We start from the raw sequence: 15,825 nt of genomic DNA, 5'->3' as shown, positions 1-15,825 counted from the left end.
TTTTGTGTTACTCCCCATTTATAAGAAATCTCTATGAAACAAAAAGGATTCTCCCTAACGGAAGTGGTGGTTGCGGTTGTGGTACTGGCGATCATTGGACTGTTTTCTGCACCTAAGATGATGCAAATGCAACGCGAGGCTCGAATCAATACCCTAGAAGCTTTCGTTGGTGCTTTTCATGCCACCAATGAGGTCGTGATGACCAAGGCCAAAATACAAGGCGTTGAAAAGGAATCTTTGGCAAAACTGTCAGATCATGACATTTATATTCGAATGGGTTCACTCGCATTGGATGATTTTAACGTGGCGAATGCAATGCAAATCGATGGGTTTAATCTTGCCAATATGGGCTCGACGGAAACACCCTCATTGCTGGTCTATTTAGGTAAGGAGAAATCCCTGCAACAAATCCGAGATGCAGGCTGTTTTATCAATATTCATCGTCCTTTCACGGCTTTCGATGTAGAAGGCATCGTGGCCATGGATGAGCTGAAAGTGAGTAAATTCTACGACTATTGTTAGCTCATCATTTTAGAGAGATTAGATTACCGGAAAGCCTTACTGCACATTAGGCGTATGCTTGCTAACGTCCTGTATGCCTTTGAGGTTTTATTATGATCGTTGTAAAAAAAGCAGACGCCTCTGACGTTGCGAAAATTGCCTCTCTTTACATGAAGTATCTTGAGTTCTACCAAGTCGATGTTTCAGGTAAAGATCCCGAGGCTTTTATCAAAGCTCGTATTGAGAATGAAGAATCAGTCGTGTACTACGCGACTGATGAAAGTGGGCAAACGCTTGGTTTTGCGCAGCTTTATCCACTCTTCTGTTCGTTAGAAATGAAAAAGATTTGGCTTCTCTACGATTTGTACGTGGATTCATCCCAGAGAAAGCGAGGGATTGGTGAACGCTTATTGGAACAAGCAGACCAACTGGCAAAAGAGACTAACTCTGCCTTTGTTATGTTAAGCACAGGCATAGACAACAAAGCCGCTCAATCTGTGTATGAGAAACACGGTTACGTACGCGATGTCGAGTTTTATAACTATGTTCACATGCTTAAGTAATCAAACGTACACGTGAGCAAAAAGCGAAAAGCCGAGTTCACTCGGCTTTTTATGTTCAACTTACGCCACTTTGTACTTGCTGATAGACAATCAAAAACAAACCAGCAAATACCGCTACCGTCAGTAATATCTTTAACCAAAGAAACTTCATGATTACCTACTCTTCTGGCGCATATTGGTCAAACACTTCTTGAGCTGTCATTTTCTTGCTGTGTGGCTGCAGATCATAGTACGCGGGCTTCTCATCGGTGAATATTTCTAAACTCAATTTGAAATCTGGCTCATTAAATAACCCGGCGGAAAGAATGTATTCATCCGTTGCCAATAAATGGTAATAGATGTTCGTGCCGCATTCAGCACAAAAACCTCGTACTGCCCATTGGGATGATTGATAACGTTTAGGCTCAGCACCACTAAATGTCACACCGGGGCCGCAATGCACCGCATGCAGAGGCCCACTTGACCACTTTCGACACATATCGCAATGACAAAAGCTCACTTCATTGTGTTGAGGTGCGGTCACTTCAATAGCGCCACATAAACATGTTCCTTTCATCGCTGTTCCTCCCTATTCAATCTCCATCATTATGGCGGTTTTAGACTCTTAATTGATGTGACCAACCTAGTCTTTCACCACATTCTCTGGCCGCATGTTTGCGTGAACTTTATGAACAAAATGTCGCTTATGCTCAATATTCTCTTTATCTACGCATTAGAGACATCACGTTAACACCTTATTAACCTTTAGCTCATCACTAGCGAGTCTCCCTACCTCGTTAGGAGAACAAATAATAAGACTCTTCAAAACAAGAGAGTCACCAACATAAGGAACGTGAAACATGTTAAAGGTACTCAAACCAACGCTCGCCGCATCCATCATTGCAGCCTCATTTTCTTTCCACGCTTTTGCTGCTGATGTTGAAAAACTCCATTTCCTAATCCCTGGTGGTGCTGGTGGCGGTTGGGATATGACAGCTCGTGGCACAGGTGATGTTCTGGTTAAATCCGACATCGTTGAGAATGTCTCTTTCCAAAACCTCTCTGGTGGCGGTGGTGGTAAAGCCATTGCGCACCTCATCGAAACCGCTGAGCGCCAACCTGACACGCTAATGGTCAACTCCACCCCAATCGTTGTTCGCTCACTGACGGGGATCTTCCCGCAATCTTTCCGAGATCTAACGCCAGTAGCCGCAACGATTGCTGACTACGGCGCTATCGTGACTTCCGCGGAATCGAAATACAACACATGGGAAGATGTGGTCAAAGATTTCGAATCTAACCCACGTAAAGTAAAAATCGCTGGCGGTTCTGCTCGTGGCTCGATGGATCACCTAGTCGTCGCGGCCGCATTTAAAGGTGAAGGCTTTGACGCGCGTAAAGTTCGCTACATCGCGTACGATGCCGGCGGCAAAGCAATGGCTGCACTTCTATCTGGCGAAACACAATTGCTTTCAACCGGTCTTGGCGAAGTGCTAGAGATGTCGAAATCTGGTCAGGTAAAAGTACTGGCGATTACGGCACCAAAACGTCTAGACGCAGCACCAAACATCCCTACCCTGAAAGAATATGGCAATGAGACTGTATTCGCGAACTGGCGTGGTTTCTTTGCAGCTCCTGGCACAAGCCAAGCCAAGCTCGACGAATGGAACGCAGCTCTGAGCAAGATGTACAAAACGGACGAATGGCAAGTTGTTCGTGACCGCAATGGTTGGATTGACAACTACAAAGCGGATAAAGAGTTCTTCGCGTTCCTAGAAGAACAAGAGCAGCAAATGGGCGATCTAATGCGCGAGTTAGGTTTCCTGAAGAAGCAATAACTCCCATCCGAGTTTATGGGGTTAGCTATCCCTAGCCCCAGTTGTATTTGCACTCTAATTTCACCGTATATGGGCATTGTCGATAATCGACAAGTAAAAACTCCTTTGTTTATTGATTGGTAAACACTAAGTAACTCGACTAGCAGCGATGCGCTTAATTGTTAATGACTTAGTCCTTCTTCATTAACGCCCATATACGGTCTTTTCCTGTTGTTCTAGGAGTTGGATATGTCTCATTCAACCAATATTTTTACCAAAGAGAATTTGTTGTGCCGCGATCGTGTCGGCGCGATGATCTTTTTGTTGTTTTGCCTATGCTATGGCTACCAAACTACGCAAATCCCTCTCTTTCCCGGGGATGAATACGAACCCTTCACGGCTCGCACCTTACCGACCATTCTGACCTACGTCGGGATTGGTTTAGCGCTAATGCTATTGGTCACTGGTCAGCCCGATAAACAAAGCGGCGCTGTGATGTCATTCAACTGGAAGCTGCTCATCGCCTTTTTAGTTTTGATGGCGCTTTATGGCGTAGGTTTGACTTACATCGGCTTTGTATTAGCGACAGGATTCTTCCTGCTTGCGGGCTTTTACCTTCTTGGCGAACGACGTAAATCTGTGTTGTTTGGAGCCTCATTCCCGTTCGTTATCGCGTTTTATTTGTTGCTCACTCAAGGTCTGGATATCTACCTTGAGCCTGGTCTGATTTTCACCATCTGGTAGTCAAAAGAAAGGACTGAATTATGTTAGATGGAATTCTACAAGGTTTATCCACCGCCGTGATGCCAATGAACATCATGATGGTGGTTGTTGGCTGTTTTGTCGGTACGTTTATCGGCATGCTACCGGGGCTTGGTCCTATTTCTGCCATCGCTCTGATGATCCCTATCACCTATGGTTTGGATCCGTCTTCGGGTTTGATTCTGATGGCAGGTGTTTACTATGGTGCGGTATTTGGTGGCTCAACTTCCTCTATTCTTATCAACGCGCCGGGTTGTTCTTCAACCGTAGTCACCGCGTTTGATGGCTACCCAATGGCACAGAAAGGACAAGCAGGTAAAGCACTTGCGCTGGCGGCTTACTCTTCTTTCACTGGTGGCACGCTTTCAGCAATCATGCTGCTTGTGGCTGCACCAGCATTGGCTAACGTCTCGCTAAGCTTCCAATCTTCAGACTACTTTGCGCTAATGCTTCTTGGCTTATCCGCAGTGGCTGCCTTCGCTGGCAAAGGACAAGTGATCAAAGCATGGATGATGACAATTCTAGGTTTGATGTTGTCTACTGTCGGTATTGATAAAGGCGTCGGTGTTGAACGCTTCACCTTTGGTCTAACGGATTTAATGGACGGCTTCAGCTTCCTATTGTTAGCAATGGCGACCTTTGCGCTGGGTGAAACGTTGATGGGCATTTTGAAGCCTTCTGAGGACACTCGTGATGAGGAACAAGATAAGCTGAGCAACATTGGTTCGATGAAAGTCACCAAGGAAGAAATCAAAGAAGTGGCACCGGTTTCTATTCGCTCTTCGATCCTTGGCTTCTTTACTGGTGTGCTTCCGGGCGCAGGTGCAACCATTGCCGCCTTCTTAAGTTACGGCATGGAACGTAACCTTGCTCCAAAGGATAAAAAAGAACAGTTTGGTAAAGGCAGCATCCGAGGTTTGGTTGCTCCGGAGTCAGCGAACAACGCAGCATCTAGTGGTTCTTTCGTTCCTCTTTTAACCCTTGGTATCCCGGGCTCTGGTACAACCGCAATCATGCTAGGAGCGTTAATCGCTTACGGTATTCAGCCGGGCCCTCGTCTGTTTGTTGAGCACCCAGATGTGTTCTGGTCGGTAATTATCTCCATGTACTTCGGCAACATTGTGTTGGTGATTCTTAACCTACCGCTGATCCCATACATCTCAAAGCTGTTGGCCGTACCAAGAACCGTGTTGCTGCCGATGATTCTGTTCTTCTCTATCACCGGTGTGTATCTGGTTTCTTTCAACACCATGGACGTGTTTGTGATGTTGCTTGTGGCAATGGCTGCCATCGCACTAAGGCTGGCAAACTTCCCTCTCGCACCGCTGTTGCTTGGCTTTATCCTTGGTGGATTAATGGAAGAGAACCTGCGCCGTGCATTGATGATTTCCGACGGTGAACTGAGCTTCTTATGGGAACGCCCAATCACACTCACATTCACAGTGCTTGCGGTATTGGTACTTGGCAGTCCACTGCTTGTAAAACTCTTTCAAAAGCTTAAAGCACAGCCAGTGAAAGTTGAGCAATAAGCATTCTATCTCTCCCTCAAGATAGACCTTTGAAACCAAGCCACCCTCTGCGGTGGCTTTTTTCTTGGACTAATCGCTACTTTATTTCTTTGGGTGAGTTGCGTAGTGTTAACCGTTAAGAAACAAAAATTATAAAAACAAAAAGGACCTTTTATGCTGCTGGAATTTGCTCTCTTGTTTGCTGCTGGCGTCGTTGGTGGGATCATGAACTCCGTCGCCGGTGGTGGTAGCTTCATTACCTTCCCTGCATTGATGGCGGTTGGTGTGCCTCCCATCATGGCGAACGCGACGAATACTTATGCTTCTTGCGCAGGTTACATCAGTGGTGCAATCGGCTTTCGCGAAGAAATCATGAAGAACAAGCAAGAACTGGCTTTCACTATCTCTTTCAGTTTGATTGGTGGCGCTGTCGGTGCGTATCTTCTGCTGAATACGCCAGAATCTGTTTTTCTTGAAGCAATTCCATGGCTACTGTTATTTGCAACCGTACTCTTTTTAACTGGCTCACGCATGACTGCGTTGATTAAATCTCTGACCAAGGAGACCAAACACGCTGGCATTTTAGGCGTAATAGCTTTGAGCCTGCTTTTAGTTGGAGTTTCGGCCTACGGTGGTTTCTTTAACGCGGGACTAGGCGTGATCGTGTTGAGTTATTTAGTGGTTGCAGGACACCAAGACATCAACTTAATGAACGGGCTTAAGCTGCTGGTTTCGACCTGTGTTTCCCTGATTGCCATCGTGATTTTTGTGGCCAACGGTTCAATCGATTGGACCAAAGGCAGCGTTGTTATGGTTGGCACATTAGTGGGCGGCTACTTGGCAGCACGTGTGTCTCGCCAGTTGAATCCCAGCCACGTAAAAGGCTTTGTTGCCCTTTCTTCTATCGCCATCACTATCTACTTTTTTATCGATGTATATATGTAAAAAGAACATGGCTATTGCTAACATTTTAATACGCAATCAATTGCTATTTCTTTAGAAAACATTAGAAACAAGTTAATTATGTAAACCTTAACTACTCATTAAATTAAAGTTGTTCATACTAAAAAACACCAACTAAAGCATTATAAGTTAAAAAATCTGGATAGAAACTCCTTGCATAATCACGGATTTATTATGTGAACGTATATAACATTTTCTCAGTATATACATTAACAACCTCACAATTATTGCACGTTTACATTTTTAATTTATATTAGTTATGTAAGCATAATAATGTGTCTAACCACTATAACTCACAGGATTAAATATGAAGTATATTCAGATCCAAGAAAAGTTATGGTCAAGCTCAATAGCTTGGTACACCAACGACTTTAAACTATCTGTCCTACCTCTTTTTTCTATTCTCTAGTCTCATCTTACTAACCATCGGTAAGAAGGTTAGTCGATCCTTATTACATTTATTTTCTTAGCACTTCCTTTATTAAATATAAAAATATTAAAGGCTAGCTTCGCACGTCTATATAAAATAAGAGACTTAATTATGGAAAACTTTAAACATTTGCCAGAACCATTCCGCATTCGCGTCGTAGAACCAGTAAAAACCACCACACGTGAATACCGAGAACAAGCCATTCAAAAAGCAGGCATGAACCCATTCCTGCTCGATAGTGAAGATGTGTTTATCGACCTACTCACCGACAGTGGTACTGGTGCTATTACCCAACAAATGCAAGCTGCAATGTTGATGGGTGATGAGGCGTATAGCGGAAGTCGTAGTTACTATGCCCTAGCCAACGCGGTTAAAGACATTTTCGGCTATGAACTGACCATCCCGACCCACCAGGGCCGCGGTGCAGAGCAGATTTACATCCCAATACTCATCAAAAAGCGTGAGCAGGAAAAAGGCTTAGATCGCTCAAAAATGGTGGCCCTATCCAATTACTTCTTCGATACAACGCAAGGCCATACGCAAGTGAATTGCTGCGTTGCCAAAAACGTTTATACCGAAGAGGCGTTCGATACGTCCGTCACTGCTGACTTCAAAGGTAACTTTGATCTAGAGAAATTAGAACACGCAATATTAGAGGCGGGAGCAGAAAACGTCCCTTAAATTGTCAGCACTATTACATGTAACTCAGCCGGTGGTCAGCCTGTTTCTATCGCCAACCTAAAAGCCGTTTATGAGATAGCTCAACGCTACGACATCCCTGTCATCATGGATTCTGCACGTTACGCCGAGAACGCGTACTTTGTACAACAGCGTGAGCCTGAATATAAAGACTGGACCATCGCAGAGATCACCAAAGAAACTTACAAATACGCTGATGCCCTTGCGATGTCTGCGAAAAAAGATGCAATGGTACAAATGGGAGGTCTGTTGTGTTTCAAAGATGACTCAATGATGGATGTGTATACCGAGAGCCGAACTTTGTGTGTCGTGCAAGAAGGATTTCCTACTTACGGCGGCTTAGAAGGCGGTGCCATGGAACGCCTTGCCGTGGGATTGTATGATGGCATGCGCACTGAGTGGTTGGAATACCGCATTGGACAAGTCCAATACTTGGTGGATGGCTTAGAAGCCATTGGCGTAGTCTGCCAACAAGCGGGCGGCCATGCAGCATTTGTTGACGCCGGAAAATTACTCCCACACATTCCTTCAGAGCAGTTTCCCGCTCATGCGCTCGCCTGTGAACTGTATAAAGTAGCGGGCATCCGTGCGGTTGAAATCGGTTCTTTGTTGCTTGGCAGAGATCCCGCTACCGGCATACAACATCCGTGTCCCGCAGAACTGTTACGTCTTACCATTCCTCGCGCTACTTACACGCAAACCCATATGGACTTTGTCATAGAAGCTTTCCAAAAAGTGAAAGAGAACGCTCAAAACGTAAAAGGCTTGAATTTCACTTATGAACCAAAAGTACTACGTCACTTTACTGCTCGCTTAAAAGAGGTCTAAAAGACACTCGCGCATCGATAATTAGATGCGCGAGATTCCTTTCTTACACGTTATTTGGTTTGAGTTTATTCATTTCATTTACAGGAATATAAACATGGAAAAGAAACCGTCCTTATTTGGCGGCGCTTGTATAATTGCAAGTGTTTGCGTAGGTGCAGGAATGCTCGGATTACCAAGTGCTGGAGCCGGCGCTTGGACAACCTGGAGTATTATTGCCATTTTAGTAACCATGATCATGATGACAATATCAGGATGGATGCTTTTAGAATCTTTTAAGCGATATGATTTAAAAGTATCTTTTAATACTGTCACGCAAGACGTTCTTGGCAATAGATTAAATATTTTAAATAATATCGCAGTTTATTTTGTTGGAGGCATATTACTTTATGCTTATATAACATCATCAGGTCTGATCATTGAAGGTATCCTTGGTATTAACAGTAAAGTTTCCTCTGTTTTATTTGTCGCTATATTTTCTTTATTTGTTTGGCATTCAACACGAGCGGTAGACAGAATTTCAGTCATTCTGATTATCTTCATGATATTGAGTTTTATATTTGGTGTATCAGGTTTAGCGATAAATATTGATACCAACATATTGTTTGACCATATCAGTAAAGAAACAAATTACGCGCCTTTTGCTTTAGCGATGCTACCCGTAGCGTTAACCTCCTTCGGTTACCATCATTCGGTAGCGACTATGCGTGCTTATTACAAATGTGAGTACCACGCCAAGTTGGCGATTCTCGGCGGTACAAGCATCGCGTTTACACTCTACGTGCTTTGGCTAGTGAGTATTAATGGCAACTTACCTCGTTCTGAGTTTATTCCCGTAATCGAGCAAGGCGGAAACGTCGAAACACTACTTGCCGCGTTAGATTCCGTCATTGACTCAGATAAGGTGTCCAACGCGATTAACGCCTTTTCAATGGCTGCGATTCTTTCTTCTTTTATCGGTGTGGGACTAGGGCTATTTGATTACCTTGCTGACTTTTTCAAGTTTTCAGATACGCGGCAAGACCGAACCAAAACGTGTCTCGTAACCTTTCTTCCACCACTCATCTTATCCCTACTATTCCCATTTGGATTCGTCATAGCAATTGGATACGCAGGCGCTGCCGCAACCATATGGACTTGTTTTATCCCGGCCTTACTTGTTTATAAAACTCGTCAACTCGAAGGTGGACAAGAAGGATTTAAAACCCCGTTTGGCAACACAATGATCGTCATGGTGCTTCTGTTTGGTCTGCTTACTGCCACCTTCCACTTCATGTCGATGATGGATCTCCTACCCACCCTTATTAACCAATAAACAGAGATTTTGAAATGGAGTTTAAGATGAAAACTAAGTTACTTATTGTCGCTTCTACGGTTCTACTTTCTAACAATGCTTATTCGGTAACTGTTTATGAAGACGAAGTAAACAAAGTCGATATTGGTGGTGCATTTCTCATGGACTACTTCCAACCTGTTCATTTTCTTGACCACTTCTTTAACACAAGTCGCAGTACATTGAACATTGGTGTAGCACGTACCCTCAATGACAAGTGGTCTACGGACGTTAAGTTCGAATGGGACACGATTCTGAATCCACCATCGAATGAATTTGGAAATAAAAATGGAGATAAATTCCGTAGTCGTTTGGGTTACATATCCGTCAACCACACTGAGTTGGGTAGCTTACGAATTGGTAAGCAATATTCTGCTTATTACGACATAGCGGGATACATGGACAACCTCATTGTTTTTGATCCGGACGCAACACCACTATTCAGCGATGGAAAAGACGGTGGTTTTTTAGCGACGGCACGCGGTGATAACCTTGTCGTTTATCGTAATAGCTTTGATGCATTGAACCTATCAGCTCAATACGGCTTCAATAACGTGAGCAATCAAATGGGTGGGCTGACTAGGGATAACAACCTAGCACTCGCGCTAAGTTACGATTTTGATTCCGGCCTGAGCCTTGGTACTACCTATATGCGCAACAAAGTGGAAGGTAGCTCTGGTGGTTTAAATGATGGTGATTCGCAAGAACTAACGACTCTTGCCGCAAAGTACGTAAACCAAGGCTTCCAAATATCGGCAGCCTATACGATCGGGGAAAATGCACACGAAACCGATTTGTTTGGTTACGGATTTGATGGTACAGCGCCAACAGGTAAACCCAACCTTTACGCTGATGCAAATGCCTATGACGTATACGTACACTACTACTTCGCAATGGGTATTCGTCCTTACATTTACCTATCTAACGTAGATTTCGATGACTCAACGCTACAGGTAAACGGCAATCGCAATGTCTACTCATTCGGCATCAGCTACCACGCGACACCACAATTCATCATTTCAGGGGAAGTAAGAGCAACAGAAGAAGATGGATTAGGAGCAGGAAAAAGAGACGACACGCTTAGCGGAATGACGATCATTTACGCATTCTAAATAGCGTTCGAGAACCCACCTCTAAAGGTATTGAATATTAGCCTCTACTTTATACTTCAATAACAACAAGTTCAGATAGCACACAAACAAAAACGCCATCGCAAATTACGATGGCGTTTTTATTAGTTCTAAGTGAAATTACTTAATCAAACCCACTTCTTTGTAGTACTTCTCAGCACCTGGATGAAGCGGCGCAGATAGACCATCTTTCACCATTTCTTCTTTCTTCAAGTTGGCGAATGCTGGGTGTAGACGGCGGAAATCATCAAAGTTCTCGAATACCGCTTTCACTACGTTGTAAACCACTTCGTCTGGCACTGCCGTTGAAGAAACAAACGTCGCACCTACACCAAAGGTTTGTACATCGCTTTCTGAACCGCGGTACATACCACCCGGTACGTTTGCGATACGGTAGAAGCTGTTATCAGAAACCAACTTCTCAACTTGTGGGCCAGCTACCGTTACGATGTTACTGTCACACGAGGTAGTCGCCTCTTTAATCGCACCACTTGGGTGACCTACTGTGTAGATCATCGCGTCGATCTTGTTGTCACACAGTGCTTTAGACTGCTCTGATGCTTTTAACTCAGACACCAGTTTGAAATCGTCATTCGTCCAGCCGTACTCTTTCATCAGCACTTCCATCGTGCCGCGCTGACCAGAGCCAGGGTTACCGATGTTAACGCGTTTACCTTTCAAATCATCAAACGATTGAATGTTCGCGTCTTTACGAGCCACAACGGTGAACGGTTCTGGGTGTACAGAGAACACAGCACGAAGCTCTTTGAAAGGTCCTTTATCTTCAAACTTGCTCGTACCGTTATAAGCATGGTACTGCCAGTCTGACTGAGCGATACCTAAATCCAACTCACCTGCACGAATGGTATTGATGTTGTAGATAGAACCACCGGTACTTTCTACTGAACAACGGATGCCATGGTCAGCACGTGATTTGTTCACCAAACGACAAATAGCACCACCTGTTGGGTAGTACACGCCAGTTACACCGCCCGTACCAATGGTTACGAACGTATCTTTAGCAGAAACTGAAAAACTTGCACTTAGTGCAGCCAGAGAAGCCGCGACAGCAATTTGCTTGAGCTTTAACATTGAACGTCCTTATTTTTTCCTTTGTTTATGGCCAGATAAGTATAGCAACCGTTAACAAGTTGATAACGTTCGAGATCACATCCTGAGAATTATCACCACGTCGTAAAAGGCATTGATCGGTAAGCAATTATGAACCGCGTACGACTTTAGTTTTAGTCCAAAGTAAAAAGCCCGCAGAGTTTGCCTGCGGGCTGTTCGGTGTTTCAAGCGTACTTAGTCGGTCGCTAAGGTTCTCTCCTTGCTGTTGTCATTGACTGCGGATGCACTTTGATTCCCTTTCCTGTGTGTCCATAGATAAATGGATGGAATCACGGTAAGCGTGACGATCATCGAGATCACGCAGCCCCAACCAACCACCAGCGCCATCGGTGACATGTAATTATCGTAACCACCCAAGCCATACGCAAGTGGGATAAGCCCTGCAACGGTTGTGATTGTAGTTAAGGTGATTGGCCTTACGCGGCTTTGCGTTCCACGAATGACAAACTCCAACAAGTTAGTGTCGTTACATTCCGCTTCGTGTTCTTTGAAATGCCAAATCAGCACCAAGCTGTTGTTCACCATAATACCAATCAAGGCAATCATCCCGATTATCGAGAAAAAGCTCAGCACCTGATTATGTAAACAAAGAATGAACAGCGCGCCTGCGATGCCAAATGGAATCACCGTCAATACAATCAAGGTTTCGCGCATTCGGTCAAACAGAAGAATCAGAAGCAACGCAATACCAATAAACGCCACGCTAATCGCGATCATAAAGCCTTGTTGCGCTTCTTGTGTTTCTAAGATCTGCCCTGTCGCGATGATAGAAGCGCCGCCGTATTCTTTATTGGCAAAGGCTTCTTGAACCGCAGAAAAAACGGCAACAGGATCGGTCACAGTCGAATCGACACCGGACGACACACGAATCACTCGCTCACCATTGAAGTGTTTGATTTGCGCTTCTGCATCGGCATTTTTCCAGCGAACCAACTCACTTAATGGCACCAGCTTGTTATTGCTGGCACGAACTAGAATGTTATCCAGTTCTTTTAAGGATTTGTCGTCTTCTTCTAGCGCGACTCGGAAGTACACTTCTTCTTCACCATTAAAGATCCGCGTCACGCGTTGACCGTCAATCGCAAACTTTATGATATCCCCGACCTTGTTGGCACTGATGCCGTAGTACTTGAGCCAATGATGCTGCAGCTCAGCTTGAATCTGTGGTGCTGGTGCATTTAAATCACGTCGTACTCGGCTCGTCCCTTCTAATGATTCAATGTACGCTGTCAGGTCATTAGCAAGCTTTTCGCGCCCTTCATCCGTACCGCCAACAACACGCAAATCCACCGGACGCCCTACCGGAGGGCCGCCGCCATCAATATCGAACTCAATTTGAGCCAACCCAGTAATTTGCGTGGCTTTCTCTTCCCACTCTTCGACGATTTGTTCTGCGGTTCTTGTTCGGCTGTTTGGTGGCGTCAATGAAATCACCCAATAGCTATTTGGTGAGCTCACTTCGCCATACCAATAGTTCACCTCTTCAGTGCTTTTGATCAGCGCTTCGAGCTGTTGTGTTTCTTTCCAGACGTCATCCAAATCTAACTCTGGATTCGACTCAGCACTGATTTCTATCAAATACGCGCCGTCTGTTGGGAAGAATAAGAAGCTTAAGCTCTTATATGAAATGGCTCCTAAAGTCAGAATCACGACTGTAATGCATGGCAACGCGACCTCGCTGTTTCGAATGACAAATTCAATTAAACGATTCAGTGCGCTTAAATCTAAAAATGGCTTTTTCTTTACCTGACTCTTCTTACTCAAAATGCCTTTTAAATGAGCAGGAATAAAGAACAGCGCGTCGATAAACGAAAAGCACAACGCAATGATGACCGTAAGCGGAATCACATACACCAATTTGCCGCTGTTTCCCGGCAAGAAAAGCAAAGGTATAAAGGCAATCATGGTCGATAAAATGCTTGCCAACACCGCTGGGAATACACTCTTCACCCCTTGTGTGACGGCCTTATCAACCGGATAACCCTCTTCAACTAATGCCACAATTTTATCGCTCACCACCACGGCATCATCGACAATTATTCCGACAATCAGAATTAAGGCGGACATCGTGAACACGTCGAGTATCTGGCCGAAAGGAGGCAGCAAAGCCAACGTGCCAAAGATACATACTGGAATAGAAACTGCGACCCAAAATGCAATGCGTCTATCTAGGAAAAGTGCCAACGTAATCAGCACCAAACCAAGTCCAACCAAGCCGTTGTCTTGCACGATGCGCGCTTTCTCTTGGATGTCCTCAGACAAATCAGAACCGATGGCGATAGTGTATTTGTCACCGAGTAGATTTTGCTGATTTGCAATCAGAGCTTTCACCGCGTTAGAGGTGCTAATAACGTCCGCGCTTTCATTAGTTCTTAAGTCAAAAAGAATGCTCTTGCTACCGTTGATTGAGCCATAAACCTCACCTTTTTCAAACCCATCCTCAATAAGACCTGCGACGTCTTTGAGCTGAATATTCGGGCTGAATGAGATGAACATTTCACGCAGTTCTTCAATGCTATCCAGCTCGGCAGAGGTCATCAGTTCAGGGTTGTTCTTTAAGGTTTCCAGACGACCACCGCTGATCAGCGTATTACGCTCTGCAATCAATGCCGCCACTTGATCCAATGTTAAGCCGTAGCGTCTTAAAGAAATTGGTTCGAGTTGGATTAAGAATTCTGGTGCACGCAAATCGACAGTGTAAACTTCACCAATCCCCTCGACGCGTCGCAGAGCCAACTCTAGGTCTTTGGCTTTATCTCGCAGTGCCTTATAACCAACATCGCCAGAGATACCGACCACCATGAAATCCAAGCTGTACGACTTTTTGATCGACAACGCTGGTGCTTCGGTCACACCAGCAGGTAAATCCGTAACCCTTGCCAGAGCATCTCGAATGTCTTGGTAAACCGCATTCGGATCAGAAACATTGCTGTCCAACACCACGCTGATGTTTGAGACGCCCGTTTCCGACGTAGAGGTAAACTCTTTCAAACCTGAAATAGACAGCAGTTCTTTCTCAATTTTACTGGTGATGTTGCTTTCAATGTCTTTCGTACTGGCACCAGGATAAACCGTGACGATATCGCCTTTTCCTAAGTCAAATCGAGGCTTCTCAGCAAGGGGAAGATTGTAGGCAGTGAGGGCACCAATGCTGATGATCAAAATGGTCAGGATTTTAGACGCAAACTTTCGATGAGAGAGCAAATCTAAGAAGAAATTCACAGTGCCTCCTGATCATTGAAATACACGTACGATTCCATGCCCGGATTAAGCTCGCCGTTGGCGTTATCGACCGTCACTTCGACAAGGAAGCCCGGTTCACTGTTTTGGAAAGCAGGAGAAAGCAAGGTGATGGTGCCATCTAGTGTTTGCTCAACGGAAGGCACTTCGACCTTAACCTTCTCGCCTTTACTGAACTTGTTGAAATCAATTTCTAACAGGTGAAAACGCACTTTCAATCGTTCCATATCTGCAATGGTAAAGAGCGCATCGCCCACCGAAATGAACTGGCCTAACTCAACAGAGCGATTGATGATCACTCCATCAAAAGGCGCATCTGGAGAGGCTTTATCCAATGTTCGTGCGGCAATTTTGTAGTGAGTATTGCTTACGTTGAATTGAGCTCGACCAATGTTAGTCACACGAATTTGGTTGTCCACGTCACTTGCCGAGACGCCATTGCTGGTCAGCAAAGATTGATAACGTTTTAGTTGTTTCTCTTGAATATCCAACTCAGCACGACTCACCTCTAACTCGTTACGGGCTAAGTCCAAACTCAATGCATAATCTTCTGAGGATAAAGATAAAAGCTCCTGCCCTTGAGTCACAACATCACCGTTATCGTAGCGATAAGAATCCACCACGCCGACGACTTCACTTTTTACCACGACGCTTTTTTCAGGAATCAATTGACCAACGACATACTCGCTCGCCGCATGAGCTGCACCTGATAGGAGAAACAAGGGTATTAGTACGAATCTTTTTTTCATTTAGTTATCTCATTTCCGATGAACCAAATGACTTGTGTAATTGTTCTGTCCGAAAGGAACCACTGAGTTGAACATACAAGCCATTGATGTTTAATAAGGCATTAACCAAAAGCAAAGCCAACAGTTAACGCATTTATTCATTGATGCTTGATATATAAATTATCAGTGACGGTGTGGAAAAAAAGTGAGTCGTTA

At 44.6% G+C, this 15,825-nt stretch carries 12 protein-coding genes and 1 pseudogene; 9 read left to right on the top strand and 4 right to left on the bottom strand.

Annotated elements, in window-relative coordinates; all coding sequences use genetic code 11:
- Positions 1-33 precede the first annotated feature (33 nt).
- Both ITG12_RS02520 and ITG12_RS02515 read left to right on the top strand, forming a co-directional pair.
- Complete coding sequence (locus ITG12_RS02520; protein ID WP_248873538.1) at positions 34-522, top strand: prepilin-type N-terminal cleavage/methylation domain-containing protein; 489 nt, start codon at positions 34-36, stop codon at positions 520-522.
- Positions 523-614: 92 nt separating this feature from the next.
- Positions 615-1,064 (top strand): GNAT family N-acetyltransferase, encoded by a 450-nt coding sequence (locus ITG12_RS02515; RefSeq protein WP_248873536.1) that lies wholly within the window; start codon positions 615-617, stop codon positions 1,062-1,064.
- A 157-nt stretch (positions 1,065-1,221) separates the two neighbouring features.
- Here ITG12_RS02515 and ITG12_RS02510 read toward each other — a convergent pair whose 3' ends face one another.
- The gene (locus ITG12_RS02510) at positions 1,222-1,620 is read right to left on the bottom strand and encodes a GFA family protein (protein WP_039985485.1); all 399 of its coding nucleotides are present in this window, start codon (positions 1,618-1,620) and stop codon (positions 1,222-1,224) included.
- Positions 1,621-1,903: 283 nt separating this feature from the next.
- Between ITG12_RS02510 and ITG12_RS02505 the strand changes: the two genes are divergently transcribed.
- The 7 genes and pseudogenes from ITG12_RS02505 to ITG12_RS02475 all read left to right on the top strand — a co-directional run bounded on the left by ITG12_RS02505 (position 1,904) and on the right by ITG12_RS02475 (position 10,492).
- A complete protein-coding gene (locus ITG12_RS02505; protein WP_248873534.1) occupies positions 1,904-2,881 on the top strand; it encodes a tripartite tricarboxylate transporter substrate binding protein in 978 nt (325 codons plus the stop codon).
- 228 nt (positions 2,882-3,109) lie between these two features.
- Positions 3,110-3,604 (top strand): tripartite tricarboxylate transporter TctB family protein, encoded by a 495-nt coding sequence (locus ITG12_RS02500; RefSeq protein WP_061035756.1) that lies wholly within the window; start codon positions 3,110-3,112, stop codon positions 3,602-3,604.
- Between the two features lie 20 nt (positions 3,605-3,624).
- Positions 3,625-5,151, top strand: a complete 1,527-nt coding sequence (locus tag ITG12_RS02495; protein ID WP_248873532.1) for a tripartite tricarboxylate transporter permease — start codon at positions 3,625-3,627, stop codon at positions 5,149-5,151.
- A 153-nt stretch (positions 5,152-5,304) separates the two neighbouring features.
- The gene (locus ITG12_RS02490) at positions 5,305-6,075 is read left to right on the top strand and encodes a sulfite exporter TauE/SafE family protein (protein ID WP_042601388.1); all 771 of its coding nucleotides are present in this window, start codon (positions 5,305-5,307) and stop codon (positions 6,073-6,075) included.
- 559 nt (positions 6,076-6,634) lie between these two features.
- Positions 6,635-8,050: pseudogene (gene tnaA / locus ITG12_RS02485) on the top strand (tryptophanase).
- A gap of 94 nt (positions 8,051-8,144) precedes the next feature.
- Complete coding sequence (locus ITG12_RS02480) at positions 8,145-9,362, top strand: aromatic amino acid transporter (RefSeq protein ID WP_248873530.1); 1,218 nt, start codon at positions 8,145-8,147, stop codon at positions 9,360-9,362.
- A gap of 26 nt (positions 9,363-9,388) precedes the next feature.
- Positions 9,389-10,492, top strand: coding sequence for a porin (locus ITG12_RS02475; protein WP_248873529.1), 1,104 nt, complete (start codon positions 9,389-9,391; stop codon positions 10,490-10,492).
- A 138-nt stretch (positions 10,493-10,630) separates the two neighbouring features.
- Here the strand turns inward: ITG12_RS02475 and ITG12_RS02470 are convergent, their stop codons facing one another.
- The 3 genes from ITG12_RS02470 to ITG12_RS02460 all read right to left on the bottom strand — a co-directional run bounded on the left by ITG12_RS02470 (position 10,631) and on the right by ITG12_RS02460 (position 15,630).
- Positions 10,631-11,602: a TAXI family TRAP transporter solute-binding subunit gene (locus ITG12_RS02470; RefSeq protein ID WP_038881706.1), complete on the bottom strand. Its 972-nt coding sequence runs from the start codon at positions 11,600-11,602 to the stop codon at positions 10,631-10,633.
- Positions 11,603-11,815: 213 nt separating this feature from the next.
- Positions 11,816-14,863 carry an efflux RND transporter permease subunit gene (locus ITG12_RS02465; protein WP_248873527.1) on the bottom strand — a complete coding sequence of 1,016 codons (3,048 nt, stop codon included), beginning with the start codon at positions 14,861-14,863 and terminating at the stop codon, positions 11,816-11,818.
- Complete coding sequence (locus ITG12_RS02460) at positions 14,860-15,630, bottom strand: efflux RND transporter periplasmic adaptor subunit (protein WP_042605586.1); 771 nt, start codon at positions 15,628-15,630, stop codon at positions 14,860-14,862. The genes ITG12_RS02465 and ITG12_RS02460 overlap by 4 nt, the downstream gene beginning before the upstream one ends.
- Positions 15,631-15,825: the final 195 nt, after the last annotated feature.

Source organism: Vibrio sp. ED002 (assembly GCF_023277445.1).
Classification (GTDB): Bacteria; Pseudomonadota; Gammaproteobacteria; order Enterobacterales; family Vibrionaceae; genus Vibrio; species Vibrio jasicida.
The sequence above is the reverse complement of the archived record's forward strand: the minus strand, read 5'-3'. Positions and strand labels throughout refer to the sequence as shown.